25 protein-coding genes, 1 tRNA gene and 1 pseudogene are annotated in these 23,042 nt (G+C 67.5%); 15 read left to right on the top strand and 12 right to left on the bottom strand.

The features are described 5' to 3' along the window. Positions 1-74: 74 nt before the first annotated feature. Genes JI752_RS16040 through JI752_RS16030 form a run of 3 tightly spaced genes read right to left on the bottom strand, consistent with a single transcriptional unit; the run spans position 75 to position 2,138 of the window. On the bottom strand, positions 75-881 hold the full coding sequence (locus tag JI752_RS16040; protein ID WP_254200950.1) for a DUF6776 family protein: 807 nt from the start codon (positions 879-881) through the stop codon (positions 75-77). Positions 882-933: 52 nt separating this feature from the next. Then, positions 934-1,350 (bottom strand): polymer-forming cytoskeletal protein, encoded by a 417-nt coding sequence (locus JI752_RS16035; protein ID WP_216965941.1) that lies wholly within the window; start codon positions 1,348-1,350, stop codon positions 934-936. Between the two features lie 53 nt (positions 1,351-1,403). After that, a complete protein-coding gene (locus JI752_RS16030) occupies positions 1,404-2,138 on the bottom strand; it encodes a DUF6776 family protein (RefSeq protein ID WP_254200947.1) in 735 nt (244 codons plus the stop codon). 76 nt (positions 2,139-2,214) lie between these two features. Here JI752_RS16030 and JI752_RS16025 point away from each other — a divergent pair, with 76 nt between their 5' ends. Continuing rightward, on the top strand, positions 2,215-2,796 hold the full coding sequence (locus JI752_RS16025) for a DUF4126 domain-containing protein (protein ID WP_216965938.1): 582 nt from the start codon (positions 2,215-2,217) through the stop codon (positions 2,794-2,796). Positions 2,797-2,883: 87 nt separating this feature from the next. On the opposite strand, the gene bfr is transcribed toward JI752_RS16025, so the two are convergent. The 3 genes and pseudogenes from bfr to JI752_RS16010 form a co-directional block, all read right to left on the bottom strand. Further along, positions 2,884-3,354, bottom strand: a complete 471-nt coding sequence (gene bfr / locus JI752_RS16020) for a bacterioferritin (RefSeq protein ID WP_216965936.1) — start codon at positions 3,352-3,354, stop codon at positions 2,884-2,886. Positions 3,355-3,468: 114 nt separating this feature from the next. After that, positions 3,469-3,672 (bottom strand): (2Fe-2S)-binding protein, encoded by a 204-nt coding sequence (locus JI752_RS16015; RefSeq protein ID WP_216966146.1) that lies wholly within the window; start codon positions 3,670-3,672, stop codon positions 3,469-3,471. 169 nt (positions 3,673-3,841) lie between these two features. After that, a pseudogene (locus tag JI752_RS16010) lies at positions 3,842-4,336 on the bottom strand (RNA pyrophosphohydrolase); the annotation flags it as partial. A gap of 119 nt (positions 4,337-4,455) precedes the next feature. Between JI752_RS16010 and JI752_RS16005 the strand changes: the two are divergent. Next, positions 4,456-4,532, top strand: a tRNA-Met gene (locus JI752_RS16005). A 66-nt stretch (positions 4,533-4,598) separates the two neighbouring features. Beyond that, positions 4,599-6,176 carry a site-specific integrase gene (locus JI752_RS16000; RefSeq protein WP_345777368.1) on the top strand — a complete coding sequence of 526 codons (1,578 nt, stop codon included), beginning with the start codon at positions 4,599-4,601 and terminating at the stop codon, positions 6,174-6,176. Positions 6,177-6,311: 135 nt separating this feature from the next. On the opposite strand, the gene JI752_RS15995 is transcribed toward JI752_RS16000, so the two are convergent. Next, positions 6,312-6,938 (bottom strand): TetR/AcrR family transcriptional regulator, encoded by a 627-nt coding sequence (locus JI752_RS15995; RefSeq protein WP_216965931.1) that lies wholly within the window; start codon positions 6,936-6,938, stop codon positions 6,312-6,314. Between the two features lie 121 nt (positions 6,939-7,059). Here JI752_RS15995 and JI752_RS15990 point away from each other — a divergent pair, with 121 nt between their 5' ends. Beyond that, complete coding sequence (locus JI752_RS15990) at positions 7,060-7,986, top strand: NmrA/HSCARG family protein (RefSeq protein WP_216965929.1); 927 nt, start codon at positions 7,060-7,062, stop codon at positions 7,984-7,986. A 102-nt stretch (positions 7,987-8,088) separates the two neighbouring features. Here JI752_RS15990 and JI752_RS15985 read toward each other — a convergent pair whose 3' ends face one another. Next, positions 8,089-8,328 (bottom strand): hypothetical protein, encoded by a 240-nt coding sequence (locus JI752_RS15985; RefSeq protein WP_216966163.1) that lies wholly within the window; start codon positions 8,326-8,328, stop codon positions 8,089-8,091. A 2-nt stretch (positions 8,329-8,330) separates the two neighbouring features. Between JI752_RS15985 and JI752_RS15980 the strand changes: the two genes are divergently transcribed. From JI752_RS15980 to JI752_RS15970, 3 genes are read left to right on the top strand one after another with little or no spacing between them, the layout of a single operon-like run. Then, positions 8,331-9,605, top strand: a complete 1,275-nt coding sequence (locus tag JI752_RS15980; RefSeq protein WP_254200941.1) for a TonB-dependent receptor — start codon at positions 8,331-8,333, stop codon at positions 9,603-9,605. A 7-nt stretch (positions 9,606-9,612) separates the two neighbouring features. Next, entirely contained in the window at positions 9,613-10,785 is a 1,173-nt protein-coding gene (locus JI752_RS15975) for a PepSY-associated TM helix domain-containing protein (protein WP_216965927.1), read from the top strand. Next, complete coding sequence (locus tag JI752_RS15970) at positions 10,782-10,970, top strand: hypothetical protein (RefSeq protein WP_216965925.1); 189 nt, start codon at positions 10,782-10,784, stop codon at positions 10,968-10,970. Before JI752_RS15975 ends, JI752_RS15970 begins: the two co-directional genes overlap by 4 nt. 12 nt (positions 10,971-10,982) lie before the next feature. Here the strand turns inward: JI752_RS15970 and JI752_RS15965 are convergent, their stop codons facing one another. The 3 genes from JI752_RS15965 to JI752_RS15955 are packed head-to-tail and all read right to left on the bottom strand — an operon-like array spanning position 10,983 to position 12,965. Then, a complete protein-coding gene (locus JI752_RS15965) occupies positions 10,983-12,185 on the bottom strand; it encodes an FAD-dependent oxidoreductase (RefSeq protein WP_216965923.1) in 1,203 nt (400 codons plus the stop codon). A gap of 2 nt (positions 12,186-12,187) precedes the next feature. Beyond that, complete coding sequence (locus JI752_RS15960) at positions 12,188-12,469, bottom strand: hypothetical protein (RefSeq protein WP_216965921.1); 282 nt, start codon at positions 12,467-12,469, stop codon at positions 12,188-12,190. Positions 12,470-12,509: 40 nt separating this feature from the next. Then, positions 12,510-12,965, bottom strand: a complete 456-nt coding sequence (locus JI752_RS15955) for a PA2169 family four-helix-bundle protein (RefSeq protein WP_216965919.1) — start codon at positions 12,963-12,965, stop codon at positions 12,510-12,512. A gap of 156 nt (positions 12,966-13,121) precedes the next feature. Between JI752_RS15955 and JI752_RS15950 the strand changes: the two genes are divergently transcribed. The 7 genes from JI752_RS15950 (at position 13,122) to JI752_RS15920 (ending at position 21,725) form a co-directional block, all read left to right on the top strand. Further along, positions 13,122-13,865, top strand: a complete 744-nt coding sequence (locus JI752_RS15950; protein ID WP_216965916.1) for a response regulator transcription factor — start codon at positions 13,122-13,124, stop codon at positions 13,863-13,865. A 66-nt stretch (positions 13,866-13,931) separates the two neighbouring features. Beyond that, entirely contained in the window at positions 13,932-14,474 is a 543-nt protein-coding gene (locus tag JI752_RS15945; protein WP_216965915.1) for a biliverdin-producing heme oxygenase, read from the top strand. After that, the gene (locus JI752_RS15940) at positions 14,471-16,180 is read left to right on the top strand and encodes a GAF domain-containing protein (RefSeq protein ID WP_216965913.1); all 1,710 of its coding nucleotides are present in this window, start codon (positions 14,471-14,473) and stop codon (positions 16,178-16,180) included. The genes JI752_RS15945 and JI752_RS15940 overlap by 4 nt, the downstream gene beginning before the upstream one ends. A gap of 470 nt (positions 16,181-16,650) precedes the next feature. Next, positions 16,651-17,451, top strand: coding sequence for a DUF2092 domain-containing protein (locus JI752_RS15935; RefSeq protein ID WP_216965911.1), 801 nt, complete (start codon positions 16,651-16,653; stop codon positions 17,449-17,451). Then, positions 17,448-17,984, top strand: a complete 537-nt coding sequence (locus JI752_RS19365; RefSeq protein ID WP_254200938.1) for a hypothetical protein — start codon at positions 17,448-17,450, stop codon at positions 17,982-17,984. Before JI752_RS15935 ends, JI752_RS19365 begins: the two co-directional genes overlap by 4 nt. 70 nt (positions 17,985-18,054) lie before the next feature. Then, positions 18,055-20,664, top strand: a complete 2,610-nt coding sequence (locus tag JI752_RS15925; protein WP_216965909.1) for a hypothetical protein — start codon at positions 18,055-18,057, stop codon at positions 20,662-20,664. 107 nt (positions 20,665-20,771) lie between these two features. After that, entirely contained in the window at positions 20,772-21,725 is a 954-nt protein-coding gene (locus JI752_RS15920) for a transporter (protein ID WP_216965906.1), read from the top strand. Between the two features lie 509 nt (positions 21,726-22,234). On the opposite strand, the gene JI752_RS15915 is transcribed toward JI752_RS15920, so the two are convergent. Continuing rightward, positions 22,235-22,663 carry a low affinity iron permease family protein gene (locus JI752_RS15915; RefSeq protein ID WP_216965905.1) on the bottom strand — a complete coding sequence of 143 codons (429 nt, stop codon included), beginning with the start codon at positions 22,661-22,663 and terminating at the stop codon, positions 22,235-22,237. Between the two features lie 186 nt (positions 22,664-22,849). On the opposite strand from JI752_RS15915, the gene JI752_RS15910 reads away from it, so the two are divergent. Then, the gene (locus JI752_RS15910; protein WP_216965902.1) at positions 22,850-23,041 is read left to right on the top strand and encodes a hypothetical protein; all 192 of its coding nucleotides are present in this window, start codon (positions 22,850-22,852) and stop codon (positions 23,039-23,041) included. Position 23,042: the final 1 nt, after the last annotated feature.

Below are 23,042 nucleotides of genomic sequence, written 5' to 3'. Positions count from 1 at the left end.
GGATGGGGCGCGCGGGCGCGTTGTTCAAGCCGCGCGACGGGTTGCTGCGTCCTGCGGACGCCGCGAGGGGCTGCTCAGGGGGACGCGGTGGCGGGCGCGACGTCGCGCGTGGCGTCGGCCCAGGTGAAGGATTGCTCGATCGCCGCGCCCGAGCGCGGCACCAGCCGCACGGCCACGCGCACCGGGGAGAAGTCCGGCGGCAGGAAGACGTCGCCTTCGACCTGCTGGAAATACTTGAACGAGTACGCGACGCCCGGGGCGTTGGGCTGCTGGCGCAGGAGCGGCCAGGAGAGCTTTTCCAGCTTGCCGGCGCGGGTGCCTTCGATCGACAGCGTGAGCTGGCCGGAGCTGACGGCGCCGCGGTTGAGGTTCTGGGTCAGCGTGCCGGTGAAGTGCCAGGCGGTGTCGTTCTGCGGCTGCAGGCGCAGCGAGTGCACGGCCAGGCCGCGGCGCTGCGCGGTGCTGCCGACCAGGCGTTCGTAAAAGGCGACGTCGGCGCGCAGGCCGGCGACTTCCTCGTCGCGTTCGGCCAAGGTGCTTTGCAGGTCGCGGTTGGCGTCGCGGCTGATCTGGTCGGAGCGACTGAGCGTTGCCACGCGCTGCTGCAGCTGTTCGATCTGGCGCTGCTGGCCGCGGCTTTCGCGCTGGCTGTCTTCCAGCTTCGCAGCGGGGCTGTCCGGGGCCGGCGCGAACACGCGCCACGCGCCCCACAGGCCGAACAGCATCGACACCGCGACCAGAGCGAGCATCAGCGGCCCACGCCGTCCGATCAGCCCGTCGCGCACCGACGACGGTGCGGCGACGGCCTCGACCGGGTGGCCGGGGGCCTCTCCCATGGACGCCGGGATGGGCGCGGACTGCTCGGGGTCGCTCGGGGTCATGCCGGTCGCCGTGGGAAGCCGGCGCCCAGCCTACCGCGTGCGGGGGGAACGGTCAGCGCAGAGCGGCGGCCGCGTCCAGATGCGCTTCAGACAGAGAGTGGGCCTCGTGGGCGCCGGCGTGGATCAGGCGGCCCGTGAGGACCGAACCGGCCAGCATCTCGACCACCTGGTAATGCACGTTGCCCTGCACCCGGGCCTTGGCGGCCAGTTCCACGCGCTCGCTGGCGTAGACATTGCCGTCGAGGCGTCCGTTGAGGATGACCACCGGCGCGCGCACCTCGCCTTCGATGCTGCCCTGCTCGGCCAGGGTGAGGGTCGCGCGCTGCCCTTCCTCGGCGATGACCTTGCCGACGATGCGTCCTTCCACGTACAGGCCGCCGCTGAAGACCAGGTCGCCGTGGATGACGACCTGCGCGCCGATGAGGGTGTCGACCTGGCCGTCGATCTGGGCGGGTTTGCTCTTGAACATCGGGGTACTTCCGGTTGCGCCGCCGGGCATTCCGGCGGATGGGATTTCAACGATTAAGTGGCGGTGCCGCTTTGCCAGCCCAGCGTCTGCTCGATGGCGACGTCGCCGCCGTCCAGCGAGACGCGGACGCGCTGCGGAGTGAAGCCGGCCGGCAGCATGACGCTGCCGCCCAGCTGCTGGAAGTAGCGGAAGGAATAATCCTGTGCCGGGACGCCTGCGCGCTGGTGCAGCTCGTCCCAGCTCACGATGGCGAGCTTGCCGTTGCGCACGCCTTCCACGGTGAAGCGCAGGCGGCCGCGGCTGATGGCGCCCTTGTTGAGGCTCTGGGTCAGCACGATCTGGTACCGCCAGGTGCCGCCGGTTTCGGCGTCGAAACGTGCCGAGTGCACGCTCAGCCCCTTGGGCTGTCCGGTCGCGCCGACCAGGCGCTCGTAGAAGGCGAGGTTGGCGCGCAGGTCGGAGATCTCCTCCTCCCTTTCCGCCAGTTCGCCCTGCACTTCCTTGTTGGCGGCGCGGCTGATCTGGTCGGAGCGGGCGAGCGTGGCCTCGCGCTGTGCCAGCTGTTCGGCCTGGGCGCGCCAGCGGTGGAGTTCGTCGTTGGCCGCGTCGAGCTCGGCGGTGACCGCCGGAAGCCTGGGCGCGGCATGGCGCTCGGCGCCGATCCACACGCCCACCAGCGAGGCGATCCAGACCACCGCGAGCACGGCGATGATCAGCGGCCGGCGGTCCGGACGCTGCTGGACGATCGTGAAGCGCGGTGGCGGCGCCCTGCGCGGCGGCTTGTTCATACGCTTGTTTCCGGCGATGCGGTCGCCGGTTTCCCCAGCCCCTATACTTCGATGGACAGTCTAGCGAGGGAGCGACATGTCGGATGCGCACCTGTTCGCAATTGGGGTAGTCCTGGCCTGGTTGGCGGGCATCCGGGTGTACCTGACCGTGTTCGGCGTGGGCCTGGCGGGCTACTTCGGCTGGCTGGACCTGCCGCAGGCGCTGCAGGTTACGGCGTCGCCGTGGGTCTTGGGTGTTTCGGGCGTCCTCGCCGCCGGCGAATTTTTCGCCGACAAGATCCCGGGCGTGGACTCCGGCTGGGATCTGCTGCACACGCTGCTTCGCATTCCGGCCGGCGCCTTCCTGGCCGCGGCCACGTTGTCGCCCGACGGGCACCTCGGCGCGGGCGCATTGGCGGCCGGCGCGGGCGTGGCGCTGACCAGCCATGTGCTCAAGTCCGGCTCGCGGGCGTTGCTCAACACCTCACCCGAGCCGGTGAGCAACTGGACGGCATCCATCACCGAGGACGTCGCCACCGTCGGCGGGCTGGCGCTGGTGTTCGCGCATCCGTGGATCGCGCTGTCCATCGTCGTGCTGATCAGCGTGACACTGGCGCTGCTGCTGTGGTGGGTCTGGCGGATGCTGTTCCGGCGCGCGCCACGGCCCGGACCGGTCTGAAACGAGCATTGCACCGACACGAAAACGCCGCCGGAAACGGCGGCGTTCTACTTCATCGCACGCGCGGGAATGAAGCCGCGGGCGTGCTTACTCCTCGATCTTGGTCAGCAGGTAGTTCTGCTCGCCCAGGCGCTCGATCAGCGACAGCTGGGTCTCGATCCAGTCGATGTGTTCTTCCTCGGAATCCAGGATGTCGGCGAACAGCTTGCGACTGACGTAGTCGTTCACCGATTCGCAGTACTTGATGGCCTCGCGCAGCACCGGCAGGCCTTCAAGCTCCAGAGCGAGATCGCAGGCGAGCAACTCGCGCGGATTCTCGCCGATGCGCAGCTTGCCCAGCGCCTGGAAGTTCGGAAGGCCTTCGAGGAAGAGGATGCGCTCCGACAGCTTGTCGGCGTGCTTCATCTCGTCGATGGATTCCTTGTACTCGTGCTCGGCGAGTTCCTTCAGGCCCCAGTTCTTCAGCATCTTGGCGTGCAGGAAGTACTGGTTGATGGCGGTCAGCTCGTTGTAGAGCGCCTTGTTGAGGAATTCGATGACCTTGGCGTCGCCCTTCATGGCCGGCCTCCGTAAACGTGGGATGGCGGCACTCTAGCCCGTTCAGGCGGACGATGACGGAACGCGAATCGGGTGCGCCCGCGTCCGAGAATCAGTCTCGATTGGGAAAGAAGCTCAGGCGGCTTCCTGCAGCACCGCGAAGGGCAGCTCGCGCACGGCGTGATGGGCGTCGAGCAGCGAGGAGGCCATGTCGAGGCAGCTGCCGCAATTGGCGCCAGCGCCGGTGCGCATGGTCAGTTCGGTCACGCTGCGGCAGCCCGCGTCGGCGGCGGCGCGGATGTCGTGATCGGTGACCCCATTGCAGATGCAGACGTACACGGCGGCGGTATCGGACAAAGCAGCCGGATCGGCTGCAGGGCCATTTCGCCATGAATGAGAATGATTGTCAATTAACCGGATCCTGACCGCGCACCGGCTTGGCATCGCGCCAGCGCGGCCGCCGGATGCGGCCTGAACGGTCCTGGCCGCGGAACTCCGGACCGGGCGTCGGCACCGCCTGCACCCCCGCCACCTGCCGCGCGGCCGGCGCCAGATGGCGCAGCGCCCGATCGTAGACGCCCCGTTTGAAGATCACGACGTGTTCCACCGGGTACCAGAAGTCCACCCACCGCCAGTGGTCGAATTCAGGTTTGTCGGTGAGGTCCAGGCGCAGGTCGGACTCCTGGCCGGTCAGGCGCAACAAGAACCAGACCTGCTTCTGCCCGATGCACACCAGCCGGTCATTCCGGCGGATCGCCCGCTGCGGCAGGCGGTATCGCAGCCAGCCCGGGGTCGCGCCGAGGACCTCGACATGCTCGGGCAGCAGGCCGGTTTCCTCGCGAAGCTCGCGATACATGGCCTCCAGCGGCGTCTCGTCGCTGTTCATCCCGCCCTGCGGGAACTGCCAGCCATCCCGATGCACGCGGCGCGCCCAGAACACGCGTCCGTCCGGGTGCATCAGGACGATGCCGACATTGGGTCGGTAGCCGTCCGGATCGATCACGATGCGGACTCCTGAATTCACTGCCCCCGACTCTGCCACGCCCTCGCCCGCAACGACAACCCGGCGCGAGGCGATTGACGACAACCCCTTCGGCATGAATAATTCGCGGTTCTCCGCGGGGCTATGTAGCTCAGCCGGTTAGAGCACAGCACTCATAATGCTGGGGTCGGTGGTTCGAGTCCACCCATAGCCACCAGTCTTGCGGAGAAGCCCTACGGGGCGTGCCAGTCAGCGTTTCCGAAGCCTCCCAGCGCCCGCGCTAGTGCTACAGAAAGTGCTACAGCGACGTGGCAGTCGATACACCTCACGGATCATCATCCCCACCGACCTGCAGCCCCTGATGGGCCGGGTCGAGATCACCCGCAGCTTGCGCACAGGTGACCGCCGCGAGGCGCTCCGTCGCCTCGTGCTGTGGGAAACGCACGTGGGGATGTACCTAAACAAGATCCATCGGCGGGGAGCCGGAATGACAAGGGAACAGCTCGACCTTCTTCGTGACCGCTTCCTTTCGGCCTCGTTCGACGAGATCGAGGAGAGACTCTCGATGGACTGGTCCGAGACGGGCTTGGACGTTCACCGCTGGGACCTCGCTGAAGAGGCCGAGGCGCTGACCGCAGGCTTGGCTAACGTCGACTACCACCTCGGCCTTCCGTGGGCACGCTCCATGCTTCCGAAGGCGGAGGACGAGGTGTTGCGTCGGCTCGCCAGGCGCCTGATGGAGGCAAAGCTCGACGCCATCAAAGCCGAACTGGTTGCATTGTCCGGCGAGCCCTTACGTCAGCCCGTCGTGATCTCCGAGCGCCCGTCAAGCGTCCCTTCGACGCTCAAGCATTCGCCCAAGGTCTCCGAGCTCGCGAAGCTCTACGGCGACGAACGCGTGGCAATCAAGAGCTGGTCGCCTCGCACGGAACACCAGTATCGGGGCTATCTCGCGGTTCTGGCCGACCTACTCGGTGACCCGGAAGTTGCGGCTGTCACAAAGGACGACATGCGACGGTTGGGCCTTACCTTGATCAAGCTACCCGCCAACCTGACGAAGCGCTTCCCTGGAATGACACCTTCGCAGGCTGTCGCCGAAGCGGGCGATGCCTCCGACATCCCTCGCCTCGCGGCGAACAGCGTAAACGCCTACTACCAAGCGATCCGAAGCTTTTTCGCATGGGTCGAACTACACGACCACGTTCGCTCCAGCCCGGCCACGGTCTTGAAGGATGTGAAGCGCGGCCGCGCCTCGGAAGATCGGAAGCCATTCGATGATGCCGACCTCTCTGCCTACTTCGCGATGCTGAAGCTGGAGCGCGAGAAGCGTCCGTTCCTGTACTGGATTCCCTACATCCTCGCCTTCAGCGGCTGCCGCCTCGGCGAAGCAGCGCAGCTGCGCAAGCAAGATATTCGTCAGGAGAGCGGCCTCTGGGTCTTCGATATCAACGAGGCTGAGGGCAGACGCTTGAAGAACGAGTCGAGTCCGCGCCTCGTCCCGGTTCATCCTCGTCTTGTAGAGCTTGGGCTACTCGAGCACATTTCCCAGCTGCCTCCCGGATTTCTGTGGCCCGCGGACATGCGCACGCCGGCAGACCCGACCCGCAGCGCCGTAGACAAGCTTCAGAAGCTGCTGGCCCGTCATCTGCGCCGCGCCGGCATCACAGATCCGAAAAAGACAGCTGCGCACAGCTTCCGCCATACGATTCCCGCCCGCCTGAAGGCGCTCAGCGTCCCGGAGTACCAGATCGCAGACATCCTCGGGCACGAGAACGAGAGCATGAGCACCGGGCGCTACGGAACAACCACCGACATCCAGCGCCTTGCTGAAGTCGTGAAGCTCATTTCGCTTCCGATCTGATGCCAACTGCGGCCGAGGGTGCCGAGCGCGGCGCAAATGGCAATGTGCGCTTCCGATCCAAAAGCGGACATAGCAGCAGGAAGGGCGACGTCATCTTTCGCGCAGCTCAGGCCAACCGCATGGAAGTGATATCGCTTATCCAGCGCCGCGCTTACCTGTAATCAGAACCATCAGCACGTTGTCCACCATGCTGATCAGTCGTTCGCGTGGGACCGACTCGCCAACCGGTCCGGCGTGATGAGCAAGCAACGCGACAGCCGTATCCGCCACGACATCGAGTTCCAGTTCCGACAGTGCAGCGTCGCCCTCATCCGCGGCCCGCTTGACGAGCTTGCCGAGTTCCGCGCGAACCAGCGTGGCGAAGCTCTTCGCGAGCGTTCTGTACAGATCCGGCTGCGACCGTGCCATCTCCATTGTCGTAACCACGATGTCAGGCCGTCCGTCGCATGTGCCCGCCTGTTCCATCAGCGCGAGCAGGTCGTCCCGTAGCGACGTACCGGGATAAAGCGGCAGCTTCATGGGATTGAGCGTGGCCACGGCGTCGGCCACCAGATCCGCCTTGTTCGTCCAACGCCTATACAGCGTTGCTTTCGACACACCGGCGCGGGTCGCCACATCGGTCATCGTTAGATCGCCATACCCCTTCTCGGCGAGGAGCGCGAGCGCGGCGCCCACGATGAGGTCGTCGCGGCTTCGGTCCTGCGTTCGCCCTCGCTCGGACGGGGGCAGGCGGCGCTGGAGTCGTTCAGCTTGTTCGGTCATACCAGCTATAGTGCCCTAAGTTACGAAACGGAGGATTACCGAAACTCTTTCGTTTCGTAATAGAGGCCCCGATCATGGGTGGACCGCGGCGCACCGCGCCTGCACCTTCGAGAGGCTCACCATGTCAAACCCCATCAATCGCCCGATCCTGGTGACCGGCGCCACCGGCAAGCAGGGCGGTGCCGTCGTTCGCGCCTTGCTCGAGGTCGGACGTCCCGTCCGTGCCATGACCCGCGACACCTCCTCGGCGGCGGCGCAGGCGCTCGCAGCGCGGGGCGTGGAGGTCGTCCGAGGCGACTTCAATGATCCGGCGAGCCTCGATGCGGCGTTGGCCGGGGTGGACGGCGTGTTCTCAATGCAGATGGGATCGCAGCCCGCAGACCCTGACACCGAGGTTGTGACTGGCAAAGCGCTGATCGAGGCCGCTGGCCGGGCGGGTGTCGATACGATCGTCCACACCTCCGTTGCCCGCGCAGGCGACCAGACGAACTTCGTCGGCTGGGACGAGGGGCGCTGGGAGCCGCTCTACTGGAACAACAAGGCAGCTGTGATCGATATGGTCAAGGCGCAGGGCTTCCGCCACTGGGTCGTCTTGAAGACGGCGATGATCATGGAGAACCTGGTGCCGCCGATGGTCGAGACCATGTGGCCCTCGCTCCGAGAACGCGGTCAGTTCGAGACGGCGATTGCAGCCGACACGGGCATCGACTGGATCGCAGCGAGGGACATCGGCGCGTTCGCCGCGGCCGCCTTCGCCGATCCGGAGCGCTTTCACGGCCATGAGGTTGACCTCGCAGCCGAAACCGCCACGTTGCCCGAGGTCGCGGCGAAGATCACCAAAGCGACCGGAAAGCAGGTTTCCGCAGTCACCCTGTCGGAAGAAGAGACGCTGGCAAAGCCCTACGGCGAGCTGATGTACAAGCACGAGGAGTGGACCAACGTCGAAGGCTACAAAGTTGACCTGGATGCTGTTCGGCGCTGGCGGGTTCCGCTCACAGCGCTTGACGAGTTCGTTGAGCAGAACCGCAGCAACTTCGTCATCGGCTGAACCTCGACCCGTGGTGACCATGTCCGCCTCTGGCCGATAGCGGACGTTCGGCCGGGACGGCCCACGGCCGGGCTGCTAATGTCCGCTTTCGACCCAGAGCGGTCATTGAGCGGGTGCGGATGTTTTTCCAGATCCGGCTCTTACGCGCTTGATCGAGAACACGCCGCCGATAAGTAGATCGCCGTTGTCCAGAACCGTCGTGATGCCGCCGAGCGCATTCCACCTACGGCTGCCGTTCCATATCACCTTCACCATCCGCTTGGCGGTGACAACGTGGAGCATTAGGCGTGCTGGCGAGGTGTAGGCGTGCTCGGACTTTTGGTTGAGCCTGGGCATCGACATGGATGGCAGGCGCAGCGGACTTCGACAAGCTCGATGCACGCGTGGCCAGCGCGACGGTGCTGTTCGACCATGCCTTCAACGATGTCGTGACCTGGCGCTCGAACCTGCGCTACATCGATTCCAAGACCGACTTCCGCGAGCTGTTCCCGGACACCTACAGCAATCCGGAAAACCCCTTCATCGACGAAGACGGCCGCGTGCTGAACCGCCTGAGCTACGGCGTGAAGCCGCACGACCGCATCCTCACCGCCGACAACTCGCTGCAGTTCGACTTCGCCACCGGCGCGTTCCGGCACGTGCTGCTGGCGGGCGTGGATTACACCGATTTCCGCGAGGAGTCGTCGACGTTCTCAGGCCTCGCTACGCCCATCGACATCTACAACCCGGTCTCCACCGGCGTGACGGTGCCGGAATACACGCAACTTCCCGACCAGCGCACCACGCAGACCGGCGTGTACGTGCAGGACCAGATCCGCTACGCCGACCGTGTCTCGCTGGTGCTGGGCGCGCGTCGCGACCGCGCCGTGTCCGAAACGCAGGGCCTGCCGGATCAGACCGACAACGCCACGACCTACCGCGTCGGCCTGATCGGCGATGTCGGCGCGAACGTCTCGCCCTACGTGACCTACACCGAGTCGTTCCTGCCGGTGCCGGGCCAGGACCTGTTCGGCAATTCGTTCGATCCGATGCGCGGCCACCAGGTCGAAACCGGCGTGAAGTGGCAGCCCACCCGCAACGCCATGTTCACCGCGGCGCTGTACAGGATCACCGAGACCAACCGCCAGACCAACGATCCGGACAACGTGCTCAACGTCGTGCAGACCGGCGAGATCGAGTCCAAGGGCATCGAGTTCGAAGGCGCGTACGTCTTCGACAACGACTTCACCGTCACCGCCAGCTACAGCCACAACGAAGCCGAAGTGACCAAGAGCAACTTCGCGCCGGAAGTCGGCCAGCGCCTCAACGACACGCCGCAGGATCTGGCATCGCTGTGGCTGGCAAAGGGCTTCCAGCTCGGCGACGACACGCTGCTGCGCGCGGGCCTGGGCGGCCGCTATGTCGGCGGCACCGTCTCTACCGGCGCCGCCAGCACGGTGCGCACGCCGGACTACACCCTAGTCGACGCACTGCTGGAACTGCAGATGCCGTCGTGGATCTTCTCGCTCAACGTGACCAACCTGTTCGACAAGGAATACTTCGCGCCTTGCCGCAACTTCGGCGACTGCTTCAGCGGCAACACGCGCACCGTCGTGGGCACCGTCACCTACCGCTTCTGAGGACGCCATGCAGCGAAGCACACTCAAGGCCTGGTTCCTGGTCCACAAGTGGACCAGCCTGGTGTGCACGCTGTTCCTCCTGCTGCTGTGCGTGACCGGCCTTCCGCTGGTGTTCTGGGAAGAGATCTCCCACCTCACCGGCGCGGAGGCCGAGGTGGCTCCGGCGCCGCCCGGCATGCAAGCGGCCAACGTCGATGACCTCGTGACGAAGGCGCTCGCCCAATACCCGGGCGACGTGCCGTTGTTCTTCGGTTGGGACGACCACTCGCCCAGCGTCTACGTGAACACCGGTGCGCGTCCCGACACACCGCCGCCGGAGATGCACACCGCCGTCATGCACCAGTACACGGGCGAGGTGCTGCCGGTCGCGCAGTTCAACGAAGGCGTGATGTATTTCCTCTACCGGCTGCACACCGACGTGTTCGTTGGCCTGCCGGGCATGCTGTTCCTCGGCGCGATGGCGCTGCTGTTCGCGGTGGCGATCGTGTCCGGCCTCGTGCTCTACGGGCCGTTCATGCGCAAGCTCTCCTTCGGCACGCTGCGAACGGGACGCAGCCGGCGGCTTGCGTGGCTGGACCTGCACAACGTGCTCGGCATCGTGACGCTGGGCTGGGCCTTCGTCGTCGGCATCACCGGCGCGATCAACACGCTGGCACAACCACTGGAACAGGCCTGGCAGTCCGAGCAACTGGGCGAGTTCGCCCGGCGATACGAAGGCCGCCCGCGTCCCGAACGCCTGGCCTCGCTCGACGCCGCCATCGCCACCGCGCGCGCGGCGGAGCCGGGCATGACGCCGGCGTTCGTGAGCTTCCCCGGTACCGGCTACAGCGGCGACCATCATTACGGCGTCTTCATGCACGGCGACACGCCGTTGACCGAGCGCCTGTACCGCCCGGTGCTGATCGACGCCGAAACCGGTGAACTCACCGCACGGCCGCAACTGCCCGGCTACATGACCACGCTGCTGCTGTCGCAGCCGCTGCATTTCGGCGACTACGGCGGTCTGCCGCTGAAGTTCCTGTGGGCGCTGCTCGACCTGCTGACGATCGCGGTCCTGGTGAGCGGCCTGTACCTGTGGTTCAAGCGCGGCAGCACCGACACGCGCATCGCCGAGATCGAACGCAGCGGCCTGCCGGAGAACGGCCTCGCACACGCCCGCAACGCCGGAGCCGCGTCGTGAACCGCTCCGCCGCCACACCGCGCAATCCCTTCATCGTTCCGGCTTGGATCGCGCTTGCCAGCGTCGTCGGCCTCGTCAGCGCGCTCGTGGGCGACGGTGTGTTCGACGTCGTGTCGTGGCTGGTGTTCGCCTCGCTGATCGGGCTGGTGATCCGCGCGTGGCTCAGGCGCGAACGCAAGCGTTGAGCGAAGCGCGCCTCAGCGCAGCCGCTCGAATCCGAACAAACCTTTCAACGGGTGCGCACGCCGCTCCAGCCATGCGCGCAGCAGGTCCGCTCCGATCATGCTGTACACGATGCCGTTGCCGCCGTAGGCCATCGCGAACAGCAGGCGCGGCCCCCATTGCGGGTGCGGACCGAAGAAGGGCAATCCGTCCGAAGTTTCGGCGAAGGTGCCGCCCCAGCTGAAGGCGGGCTTGAGCGAAAGCCCGGGAAACAATCCTTCCACGCGCTTCATCAAGCGCGCGGCCTTCTTCTCCACGCGCGCGTCGCGGCGTTTGGGAACATCGATCGCATCGTCTTCACCGCCCACCAGCAGGCGCGACTCGCCAGTGGCACGCATGTAAAGGTACGGACGCGCGGTCTCCCACAGCATCGTGTCGGCGAGCGCACCAAGGTCGACGGGCTCGCTGATGCAGGCGTAGCTGCTGCGATTCTTCGCCACGTCCCGGGAAATCCAGCGCTGCGCTTCATAGCCCGTGGCGACGACGACATGCCGCGCCGTCACGCGCACGCCGTCCTCGCCGGCGAGCACGACCTGACGCGAGCCCACGTCCACCGGCTCGAGACGCGTGCGGCCATACACGCCCGCACCGCGGCGGCGCAGGCGTTGCAGCAGGCGATGCGCGAGACGGTAAGGGTCCAGCCGCGCCGCCGTGGACGTGAGCAGTCCCGCGGGCGCATCGAAACCGTAGCGCTCGGCGATGTCCTCACGCTCCAGCCAGTGCGTGTCCAGTCCCGCGCGGCGACGCGCCTGGAACTCGTCCTTCAGCCGTCTGACGTGCCAGCGATGACTGGCGAAGTAAAGGCTGTCGCTGCGATCGAAGTCGACATCGCGCACGCCGCGCGCCAGTTCGCCCAACGTGCCGATCGCGTCCTGGCAGGCGCGGTAGGCGCGCGTCGCCTGCGCAAGCCCGATCTGCCGCGACAAATCCGTCAGATGGGTGTCGATCTCGTACTGCAACAGCGCGGTGCTCGCCGCGCTGCTGCCCCACCCCACATCGCGCTGTTCGAACACGGCGACCTCGTGCCCTGCATTGGCGAGCGCGTCGGCGATGATCGCGCCGGTGATGCCACCGCCGATCACCGCCACTTCGCAGCGAAGCTCTTCGCGCAAAGGGGCGAAGGACTGCATCAGGCCGTTCTTGACGGCCCAGAACGGATAACCGCTCTTCAGATCCATCCTCAGCCATGCCCTTGCTGCGCGTCGTGGCGCGACTTCCGCCGCGCCACGACCCACTGTCCGACCACGGCCGTGACCAGGATGGCCGCGTTGGTGGCGACGAAGACCGGGTTCCCCACCATCACGCTGTAGACCACGAACCCCAGCGACGCGACGCACTGGCCCACGAAGAGCCAGCGCGATACGCCCTTCGCGTCGGGGTCGCGCGCCGTGGCGAGGATCTGGCGCACCAGCGTCGCCAGCAGGACGGCCGACGCGAGCCAGCCGATCACGTCGGGATTCATCCGTCTGTGCCCCGAAGTCCGCCGCGCGCGGCCGCGCCTGTCAGTGCAGGCCTTCCAGGCCGTGCTTGAGCCGGCTCATCTCGTCGTGGCCGGCGCGGACCGAAGCGAAGGCCTTGTCGACGGTATCGCGTGCGGAAGGAGACAGCTCCACGTCCTTCAGCGCGTCCTCGTACTTGTGCTTGATGTGGTCCTCGCCGCGTTCGACTTCCTTCACCACCGCCTCGTCGCCCTTGGAGAGCGCCGCGCGAAGATCCACGAACACGCGATGCGCGGAGGCGAGCACGGTGCCCGAGTCCTCGGCCTTGCCGCCGTGCAACACGACGTAAGCCTGCAAGCCCGCGACCGCCGCCTGCCGTTCGCTGGCGCGGCGCTCGAACATCGTGCGGAACGTGCTGTTCTGCACGTCCTGGGCGGCATCGCGATAGCCCTCCACGCTGTCGATGGTGGTTTCGATCAGACCGTTGATGACGCGCAGTTCATGATTCGTTGTTGCCATGGGATTGCTCCGTGTAAAGACGAGGGCCGATCTTGTGTTCGTCGCGGCGACGATGTCGTGAATTAGCGCTGCGCGATGCATTCCTTCGCGCGATTGTCACGTTCGCATCACGAATGTTCACCGAGTCTTCCAATCAAGCATCAAGCGACTTCGGACATGAACATGAACAACAACGGCCGACTCATCCTGATCGTGGAGGATCACCTTCCCATCGCGGAAATGCTGGGCGGCTTCTTCGAAGCCAGCGGCTACGAGGTGGACTTCGCCCGCGACGGCGCCGAAGCGTTGAGCCTGTCGGCGAACAACCCCTACGATGCGATCCTGCTCGACCGCAACCTGCCGCGCATCGACGGCGTGGAAGTCTGCCGCCGCATCCGCCAGGAGCAGCGTCGCGCCACGCCCATCCTCATGCTCACCGCGCGCGACAGCATCGAGGACCGCGTGTCGGGCCTGGAGGCCGGCGCCGACGACTACCTGACCAAGCCCTTCTCCATCGAAGAGCTGGAGGCGCGCCTGCGCGGGCTGATGCGTCGCTCGCACAGGGCCGCGAGCGAGCCCATCCGCGTGGGCGACCTGCTGCTGGACCCGCAGTCGATGACGGTGGAGCGTGCAGGCGTGGCCATTCATCTCACGCCGATCGGCTTCCAGATCCTGCAATTGCTGATGCGCGAAGCGCCGCGCGTGGTCAGCCGCGAGGAGATCCAGCGCGAAGTGTGGCGCGATGAGTTGCCGGACTCCGACTCGCTGCGCAGCCATCTCTATATCCTGCGCAAGTCGATCGACCGCGGCTTCGACACGCCGCTGCTGCAGACGATCCCCGGCATGGGCTTCCGCATCGGCGAACATCCCTCCGCGTTCACCGCTTCGCGCAACCAGCGCGAGGTCGCCATGCGGGGCTAGGCGACGCCCACGGTGCTTCCACCGATGGGTTAGGCTTGGCGCCCCTGAGCGGTGGAAGCCATCTCGATGTCGCTGGGCACCCTCCGCAGTCACCTCCGCCAGGCCACCGCGCCTGCGCACGAGCGCGTCGACGCATTGCTGCCGCACGGCGTTGGCCGGCGCGACGACTACGCCGCCTACCTGCGTGCGATGCACCGCTTCGTCGCCAGTGCCAGCCTCCCGGAAGGGACGCGCGAACGCTACCTGCCGCTGCTGCGCGCCGACCTGCACGCGCTGGGCATCGACCCCGATGCAATCGCACGCCCCGCCGTCGCTTCGCACGATCCCTACGAACGCCTGGGCTGGGCCTACGTCTTCGAAGGTTCGTCACTCGGCGCGCGCATGCTGCTGCGGCAGGCACAAGGGCTGGGTTTCAATGCCGCCTCCGGCGCGCGCTACCTCCATGAGCACGCCGCATCGCCGCAATGGCCCGCGCTGCTCGCGCAACTGGAGTCCTCCGCGCCCGACGCCGACGCACTGCACCGCCTCGTCGCCGCCAGCAACACCGCCTTCGCCGCGGTGGAAGCCGCGCTGCTGCACGCCCTTCGCCTCGAACGAGTCCCTGCATGAACGTCAACGTCACCACCGAGGCCGAGGTCTGCGCGCGCGAGCCGATCCACCTGTCCGGCGCGATCCAGCCGCACGGCTTCCTGATCAGTTGCAGTTGGCCCGACTGGACGGTGCGGCATGTCTCGGCGAACGTGGCCGAACTGCTCGACCTGCCGCCGCGCGCCCTGCTCGGCACGTCGTTGCGCGAGCATGTCGATGGCAGCTTCCTGGAAGCCATCGCCGACGCATTGCGGTTCATCGAACCTGGACTGGCCGCGCAACGCGTGGCCACCGTCAACCTCGGCCGGGACGGCGCGCTGTGCGACGTCAGCACGCACCTGCATCAGGGCCTGGTGCATATCGAAATCGAGCCGCAGACCACCGCGGACGGCAGCACGGGCCTCACCGCCAACGCGATGATCGGGCGCATCGCGGGGCAGGACCCCGCGCCGGGCTTCTTCCAGCAGGTCGCCTCGCTGGTGCGCGAACTGACCGACTACGACCGCGTCATGGTCTACCGCTTCCGCGCCGACGACGCCGGCGAAGTGATCGCCGAGGCGCGCTCCGACGAAGTCGAACCGTACCTGGGCCTGCGCTATCCGGCCTCCGACATTCCGGCACAGGCGCGTCACCTTTACCTGCTCAACCGCCTGCGCGTGATTCCGGATGCGCAATACGCGCCGGTGCCGATCGAGCCTGCGCTGCACGTCGGCGGCGCCCCGCTGGACCTGACGCACCACGCACTGCGCAGCGTCTCCCCGGTGCACGTGGAATACCTGCGCAACATGGGCGTGGGCGCGTCGATGTCGATCTCCATCGTCAGCGGCGGCCGCCTGTGGGGCCTGATCGCCTGCCACCACCGCACGCCGCGCCCGGTGCCGCCCGGCATGCGCGCCACGGCGGACCTGTTCGGCATGTACGTTTCGATGCGCGTGGCCGGGCATGAGCAGGCCACGACGATGGCGTTGTTCGACCAGAGCCAGCAGCTCGGCGACGTGCTGCGCGAGTCGACGCTGAAAGGCCAGTCGCTGGCCGACGTGCTGCCGATCTATCTGCGCGTGGTCGCGCGCCTGCTCGACGCCGACGGCGTGCTGATGATCCTCGGCTCGCGCCAGGCCAGCATCGGCCCGGTGCCGGGCGGGGAGTCGTTGTCGGAACTGTGCGCCTGGGGCGCCGCGCGCGCGGGCGCCGTGGCGATGACCCACCGGCGAGAGGACTGGCGCAGCCAGTCGCACCCCGCCGACGGGCTTGCCGGCGTGCTGGCGATGGCCTTCGGCCGCGACGGCGACGGCCTGTACTGCTTCCGCAAGGAGCAGATCGAGGAGGTCACCTGGGCCGGCACGCCGCACAAGGCGACCGTGCCCACCGACGACGGCACGCGCATCGCACCGCGTCGCAGTTTCGCGGCCTGGCGCGAGACCGTGCGCGGCCAGAGCGTGCAGTGGAGCGACAGCGACCGACGCATCGCCGAGCGCCTGTACGACATCCTCATCGACCTGCATCGTCGCAGCACCGTCAACGCCGACGAACAGCAGACGCTGCGCCAGCGCCAGAACGTGCGCGAGGAGAGCGAACGCCTGTCGCGACTGGCGGCAATGCTGGGCGACATGCAGCATCTGGACGAGGCGCAGACGCGGTATCTGGCCGAGCAGATCGCCGAACTGGAGCTGCACATGCGCAGCATCACGCATCGTGGCGACCGCGAGGACAACAGCGGCGATCGCTGACCCCTGCGCGCGATCCGATCCGCCGCACCGGACGCTTTGCGCGACGCGGGCGACACCGCGTCCGACGGTGTTTCGTTCAGCCTGAACGATGAAGTGCAGGCCGCGTCATCACGGTGGTTTCACGCCAGCCGGCCGGAAATGTGTCGGCGGTGACCCCAGGCCGGCGCACGGCCATCGATGTCGTCCATCGCACGCGTCATTCGCCAGCGGAAACGGACCGTCGGGAGGGAGGGACGATGTCGAGCGCGCAACCCATGCCGTGTCGCCGCCATGCGCGGCGCACGAATGAGCGGGCGCACGACGCACCTCGTGATGTCGGCCACGGGCCACCGGGCCTGGGTTCCACCGTCCACAGCCATCCGAACACCGCACCGGCACACGCCGGACGGTAGGGCTGCGCCATACGTCGCGTCCTGCACGCGGCACCGGGTCCGGCATCGGTCGGGGCCGTCACATCGAGGAGATGCGCCATGCGTCGTTCGTCCTTGTTCGCTGCCATCGCGCTGTTGTCGTGCACGACGGCCGCTCCGGTCATGGCCGAGGGCCAGGCGGATGTACCGCCTTCGGCGGCCGTCGCCGCCGCGGCCAAGGTGCAGCCCGAAGCCCTCGCCGCGCTCGACAGGATGGCCAAGTACCTGCGCAGCCTGAAGAGCTTCGGCCTGCGCGCCGACACCACGCTGGACCTGGTCACCGAAGACGACCAGAAGCTGCAGTTCCCCGGCACGATCGACTACAAGGTGCGCGTTCCCAACGGCCTTCGCATCGACATGAAGACCGACCGCAAGGAGCGCCAGCTGTTCTACGACGGCAAGACGCTGACGGTCTACGGCCCCAAGAACAAGCTCTACGCGCAGACCGATGCGCCGCCGACGATCGCAAAGCTGCTCGCCGTGGCCGAGGACAAGTACGGCATCGAACTGCCGCTGGCCGACCTGTTCCTGTGGGGCACCGACAAGGCGCCGGTGTCCGCGCTCAAGTCGGCGGTCTTCGTCGGCCCGGCGCGCATCGATGGCAGCGTCACCGACCAGTACGCCTTCCGCCAGGACGGCGTGGACTGGCAGCTGTGGATCGAAGCGGGCGACAAGCCGCTGCCGCGCCGGCTGGTGATCACCACCACCGACGATCCGACGCAGCCGCAGTTCGCAAGCACCTTGACCTGGAACACCAACGCCGCGGTCCGCGATGCCGACTTCGCCTTCACGCCCCCCAAGGACGCCGGTCGCATCAAGCTCGTGGAAGTCGATGTCGTCGCCGTGGAGGACGCGAAATGAACGCAGCTCGCCATGCCATTCCGCTCGGTGCCTGCCTGGGTCTGCTCGCGGGCACCACCGCCCTGCTTTGCGTGAGTTTCGACGCGGAGGCCGGACCGCGTGCGCGCGGCGGCGCACGCACCAGCGTCAACCACGCCGGTGGCGGCGGCCATGCCGCGGCGGCGAACCGCGGTGCGAACGTCAGCCACGGCGGCAACGTCAATCGCAACACGAACGTCAACCGCAACACGAACGTGAACCGCAACACCAACATCAACCGCGACGTGAACATCCACAACGACATCGACATCGACGTGGACGACCACTGGCACGGCGGCTGGTACGACGACCATCCCATCGCGACCGCGGCGGCGGTGACGACGGCGGTGGCGGTGACCGCGGCGGCGATCGGCTCGGTCGTGTACTCGGTGCCGCCCAGCTGCGTGACCACAGTGGTCAACGGCGTGGCCTACCAGCAGTGCGGGAGCACCTGGTACCAGCCGCAGTACGCCGGAACGACCGTGCAGTACGTCGTGGTGAACCCGCCGGGCTGAGGTGCGCCGCTGTCGGCACATCCGGCCTTCCACGCACGCTGCGACGTGCCGCATGCAACACGGAGTCCTCATGCGTATTCACTCGTTGGTGCTCGCCGCGACGCTGGCGTTTGCGATGTGTCCCGCGATGTCGGTCGAACCGGGATTCGCGCTCGCACAGGCACCGGCCGCGGGCGCGGCGGCGAACATCGACGCGCGCCCGTTCCCGCGTCAGTTCACCCAGCAGGGCACGAGTTTCAGCGTGCACCAGCCGCAGTACGACAGCTGGGAAGGCAACCAGCTCAAGGGCCGCTTCGCGATGTCGGTCAAGACCGGCACGCACAACGGTCCCGACGGCAAGCCCGAAGACACCGCCGATTACGGCGTGGTGACCTTCCAGGCGCGCACGCAGATCGACAAGGACGCGCGCGCGGTCGTGCTCACCGACCTGCAACTCACCGGCGCCACCTTCCCCACCGCGACGGCGAAGCAGGCGCAGTACCTGGAACTGGCGCGCGCGCAGCTCAAGCAGCGCTCCACGCTCACCGTTTCGCTGGACCAGCTCGAATCGGCGATGGCGATCGCCGCAGTCGATGCGAAGACGCCCGCGTCGCTGCCGGTGCGCAACGATCCGCCGGACATCCTCTTCAGCACGCAGGCGGCGGTGCTGATCCTGGTCGATGGCCCGCCGGCACTGAAGCCCAGCGGCGTCGCCGGCGTGCAGCGCGTGATCAACAGCCGCTCGCTGCTGCTGCAACAGGGCGGGCAGTACTACACCTACCTCGGCGGGCACTGGGCGAAAGCGTCGTCGCTGGCCGGCCCGTGGAGCGCGGTCGCGACGGTGGATGCCGCATTGACCAACGCGATGCGGCAGGCGGTGTCGTCCAAGCAGGTGGACACGCTCGACAATCCGCCCGATGCGCTCAAGCAGGCCTTCGCCAACGGCGGCGTTCCCGAAATCCATGTCAGCACGCGTCCAGCCGAGCTCATCACCGTGCAGGGCGAGCCGCAGTTCGCGGCGGTGCCGGGCACGAAGCTGAGCTACATCGCCAACACCGGCGCGGACGTGTTCGTCGACGGCGGCGCCGACAACGCGTGGTACGTGCTGGTGTCCGGCCGCTGGTTCACCGCGCCCGGCAGCAAGGGCCCGTGGAAGTACGTCGCGCCGGGCGCGCTGCCGGCGGAGTTCGCGAAGATCCCGCCCGACAGCGACAAGAGCGGCGTGCTCGCGTCCATTCCCGGCACGCCCGAGTCCAGGGAAGCGCTGATCGCCAACGACATCCCGCAGACCGCGTCGGTGAACAAGAGTCAGGCGAAGTTGACCGTCGCCTACGACGGCGCGCCGCAGTTCGCGCCGATCGAAGGCACGCAGTTGCAGTACGCGCGCAACACCGCGGTGCCGGTGATCCGCGTGGCCGACGGCGGTTACTACGCGGTCGACAAGGGCGTGTGGTTCACGGCGAAGGCGGCGACCGGCCCGTGGTCGGTGGCCACCAGCGTGCCGGCGGAGATTTACGCGATCCCGACCAGCTCGCCGTTGCACTACGTCACCTACGCGCGCGTGTACGGCGGCAGCGGCGACGAGGTGTACGTGGGCTACACGCCGGGCTATTACGGCACTGTGGTGACCGACGATGTCGTCGTCTACGGCACCGGCTACGCGTGCACGCCGTGGGTCGGCGCGTACTGGTACGGCTGCCCGGCCACCTACGGCATGGGCGCGTACTTCGGCTGGAATCCGTGGGTCGGCTGGACCTTCGGCTGGGGCTGGGGCTGGTACGACGGCTGGTACGGGCCGTACAGCCCGTGGTGGGGTCCCTGGTACGGCCCCGTGTATCCCTACGGCTGGTGGGGCGGCGGCGCGGCGGCGTGGAATGTCTACGGCCACTGGGGCAACGCGGCCGTGCGCGGTACCGCCGCGGCATGGGCCGATCCGTGGACGGGCAACGTCGGGCGCGGCGCGCGCGGCGGTTACTACAACGAAGCCACCGGCGGACGCGGCATCGGCCGCGCGGGCGTCAACACCAACATTTACACCGGCACCACCTCGGCCGGCGCGCAGGGCATCCGCTACAACCCGGAAACCGGGCGCGTGGTCGCGGGCGGCGGCGCGGCGGCGGTCAATCCGTACACCGGCCAGGCCGCGCGCGCGGGCGAACGCACGGTGGTGAACACCAACACGGGCCGCGTGACGCAGGCGGCGGGCGGCGCAGCGGTCGGCCCCGGCGGCGCGGCCGCGGGCGGTGCGTTCAACACGCAGGGACCGGGCGGCAACGAGGCCCGCGGCGCGGGTGGATTCCACTACAACGCCGACAGCGGCACGTTGAACCGTGGAGGCGTGGTCGAGGTGAACGACAACGTCTACGCCGGACGCAACGGCGAGGTCTACAAGCACGACGAAAACGGCTGGAGCGAAGTGGACCGTCCCGACCGTTCGCAGAACGTGTCCGGACAGACGCGCCAGAACATCGATCCCTCCACCCTCGACCGCGACCGCTTCGCGCGCGAACGCGGCGACCAGCGCAGCTCGGGCGCGCTGAATCCCGCCGCCTTCCAGCGCCAGGGCGGCGGATTCGATCGTCCGGCCGGTGGTGGCGGCGGCATGCAGCGCCCGGCCGGCGGTTATCAACGGCCGGTTGGCGGCTTCCGTCCGGGCCTGGGTGGAGGCGGCTTCCGCGGCGGCGGCGGCCGCCGACGCTGACATTCCGTCATCGCGCGGCGGCGGCGCTACAACGCCCGCCGCCACGCACGGCCCCGCGATGGGCCGGCGAGTACGCGATGGCCCGCTTCATTGCCAGGGAGAGATCGATGAACACACGCAACCTGTCCGCGTCCTGCATCGTGCTGGCCACGCTCGGCCTCGCGCCGCCTGCGTTGGCCACCGAAGGCGCGCTGGGCCGCACCATCACCGGCACCACCGTGCAGTCCTTCGCGGGCGTGGTTCCGCCGACGCCGGGCTTCAACGCGGCCATCGGCTTCGTGCACTACTCCGGCGAGATCGGCGGCTCGCGCGAAACGCCGGTGAACAACCTGCTCACGCTCGGCCTGGACGCGGACTTCGACATGGTCAGCGTGACCGGCCTGTACGTGTGGGACACCGGCGAAGGGCGCTGGAATTTCGCCTCGATGGCGACGCTGCCGTTCGCCACCGTGGACGTCACCGCGAACGTCGCGCTCGGCCCGCGCACGGGCCAGGTCAAGGACAAGGCCGACTGGGACGTGTTCGATCCCTTCTTCGCGCCGATCATCGCCGGCTACCACTTCGACCAGACGCATCACATGACGCTGGCGCTGTACATCTACAGCGACTGGGGCAGCTACGACCCCGACCGCCTGGCGAACCTGAGCCTCAACAACTGGACCTACTCGCCCACGGTCGGCTACACGCAGCTGATGCAGAAGGGCACGCTGGAATTCACCGCCGTCGGCGCGGTGGACTTCTACACGCGCAACGACGCGACCGATTACAAGAACGGCGCCGTGTTCCGCCTCGACGCGCAACTGGTCAAGCGCTTCGCCAACGGCTGGGGCGTGGGCGGCATCGGCGGGTGGATCGAGCAGCTGGAAGACGACGAAGGCCCGACCGCCGATCGCCTCGACGGCTTCAAGGGCCACGCGCTGGCGCTGGGACCGACCGTCAACTACACGAAGAAGTGGGAAGGCGGACAGGTCGAGTTCGCGGCCCGCTGGCTTTCCGAGTTCAACGTGAAGCGGCGGCTCAAGGGCGATCCGTTGATGGTGACGGCGACCATCGCGTTCTGATTGCAAGCTTCCACAGGCGTGGCGATGCCCGCGCGCGGGGTGCGGAATACCCTCGCGCTGCTGCTTGGTCGCATCGCGTGGGCATGCGGGCGCCCTCGATCGAATCTCCGGCGCCCTCGCACGGGTACGACGATGCCCTCGTGCGGGTGTCGGAACACCCTCGCGATACGACTTGCTCGCAGCGCGAGGGCGTTGTTGCGCCTTCGCGACCCTGCCGCGCAGCCTCGCGATCCTCGCCGCGACTCGTTCGAGGGTGGAGGGCTGCCCTCGCGAGGGTGACTCACTGCCCGCGCGAGGGTGGCGCAGTACCTGTGGCGTATCAGTGGAAGCCCTTCTCCCGCGCGCGGGAGAAGGTGCCGGCAGGCGGATGAGGGCGAGGCGCGCGAATGCGGCCACCTGCCCTCACCCCAACCCCTCTCCCGCAAGCGGGAGAGGGGCTCAATGCGCACGCGACATGCGCCGTCCCGTAACGGAGAAAACCCCTCTTCCGCATCCAGAAGAGGCGCACTTCACCCCGACGCATCGTGCGGCGGCTTGCGCGTAGTCGAGCCGCGCTGTCGCGCCTCGACGTGATCGCGCGCGACGCGCGCCAGCTCTTCGTAGCGCTTGCGCATGCGATCGAGTTCGTCCTGGTCCATTTCCTCCAGGTCCAGCAGCGCGTTCTCGGCACGGCGCGTGGCGCGGATCAGTTCGTCCAGCTTGATCTGCATCGCCTCGGTGTCGCGGTTCTGCGTGTTCTGGATCAGGAACACCATCAGGAAGGTGATGATCGTCGTGCCGGTGTTGATGATCAGTTGCCAGGTGTCGCTGAACCCGAACATCGGGCCGCTGACCAGCCAGGCCAGGATCACCAGCACCGCCAGCCCGAAGGCCGTGGCGTTGCCCGTCCAGCGCGAGGCCGCCTTGGCGAAGACCGTGAACTTTGCGTGCAGGCTCATGGCGACTTTGCGTACGCGCCGCGCGGCCCGTCGCCGCGGGAAGACCTTCCGCCGCGCAACGCAAATTCCGCGTGAACACACGCCGACTTCACGTGATCGCGCGACCGGCGGTGCCATCACGCGGCGTTACCCGGCGCCGGACGTATCGTCGAATGCAACGACGACGCACGCCGAAGGAGGCACGCCATGTCGCAGGATCGCAAGGACCCGCCCATCCACGACGAGCACCGCAAGACACAACACGACAAGCCCGAAGACGCGCGCGAGCGCGAGAAGCGCAAGCAGCACGAGAGCGAGAACCAGGACCAGGCGCTGGAGGAAACCTTCCCCGCGAGCGACCCGACGTCGCCGTTCGTGCCGGCCAAGGCTCCGGATTGAC

The organism is Lysobacter sp. MMG2, from assembly GCF_016735495.2.
Classification (GTDB): domain Bacteria; phylum Pseudomonadota; class Gammaproteobacteria; order Xanthomonadales; family Xanthomonadaceae; genus Lysobacter_J.
Note: the sequence above shows the minus strand (reverse complement) of the source record. Positions and strands in the feature narration are given on the sequence as shown.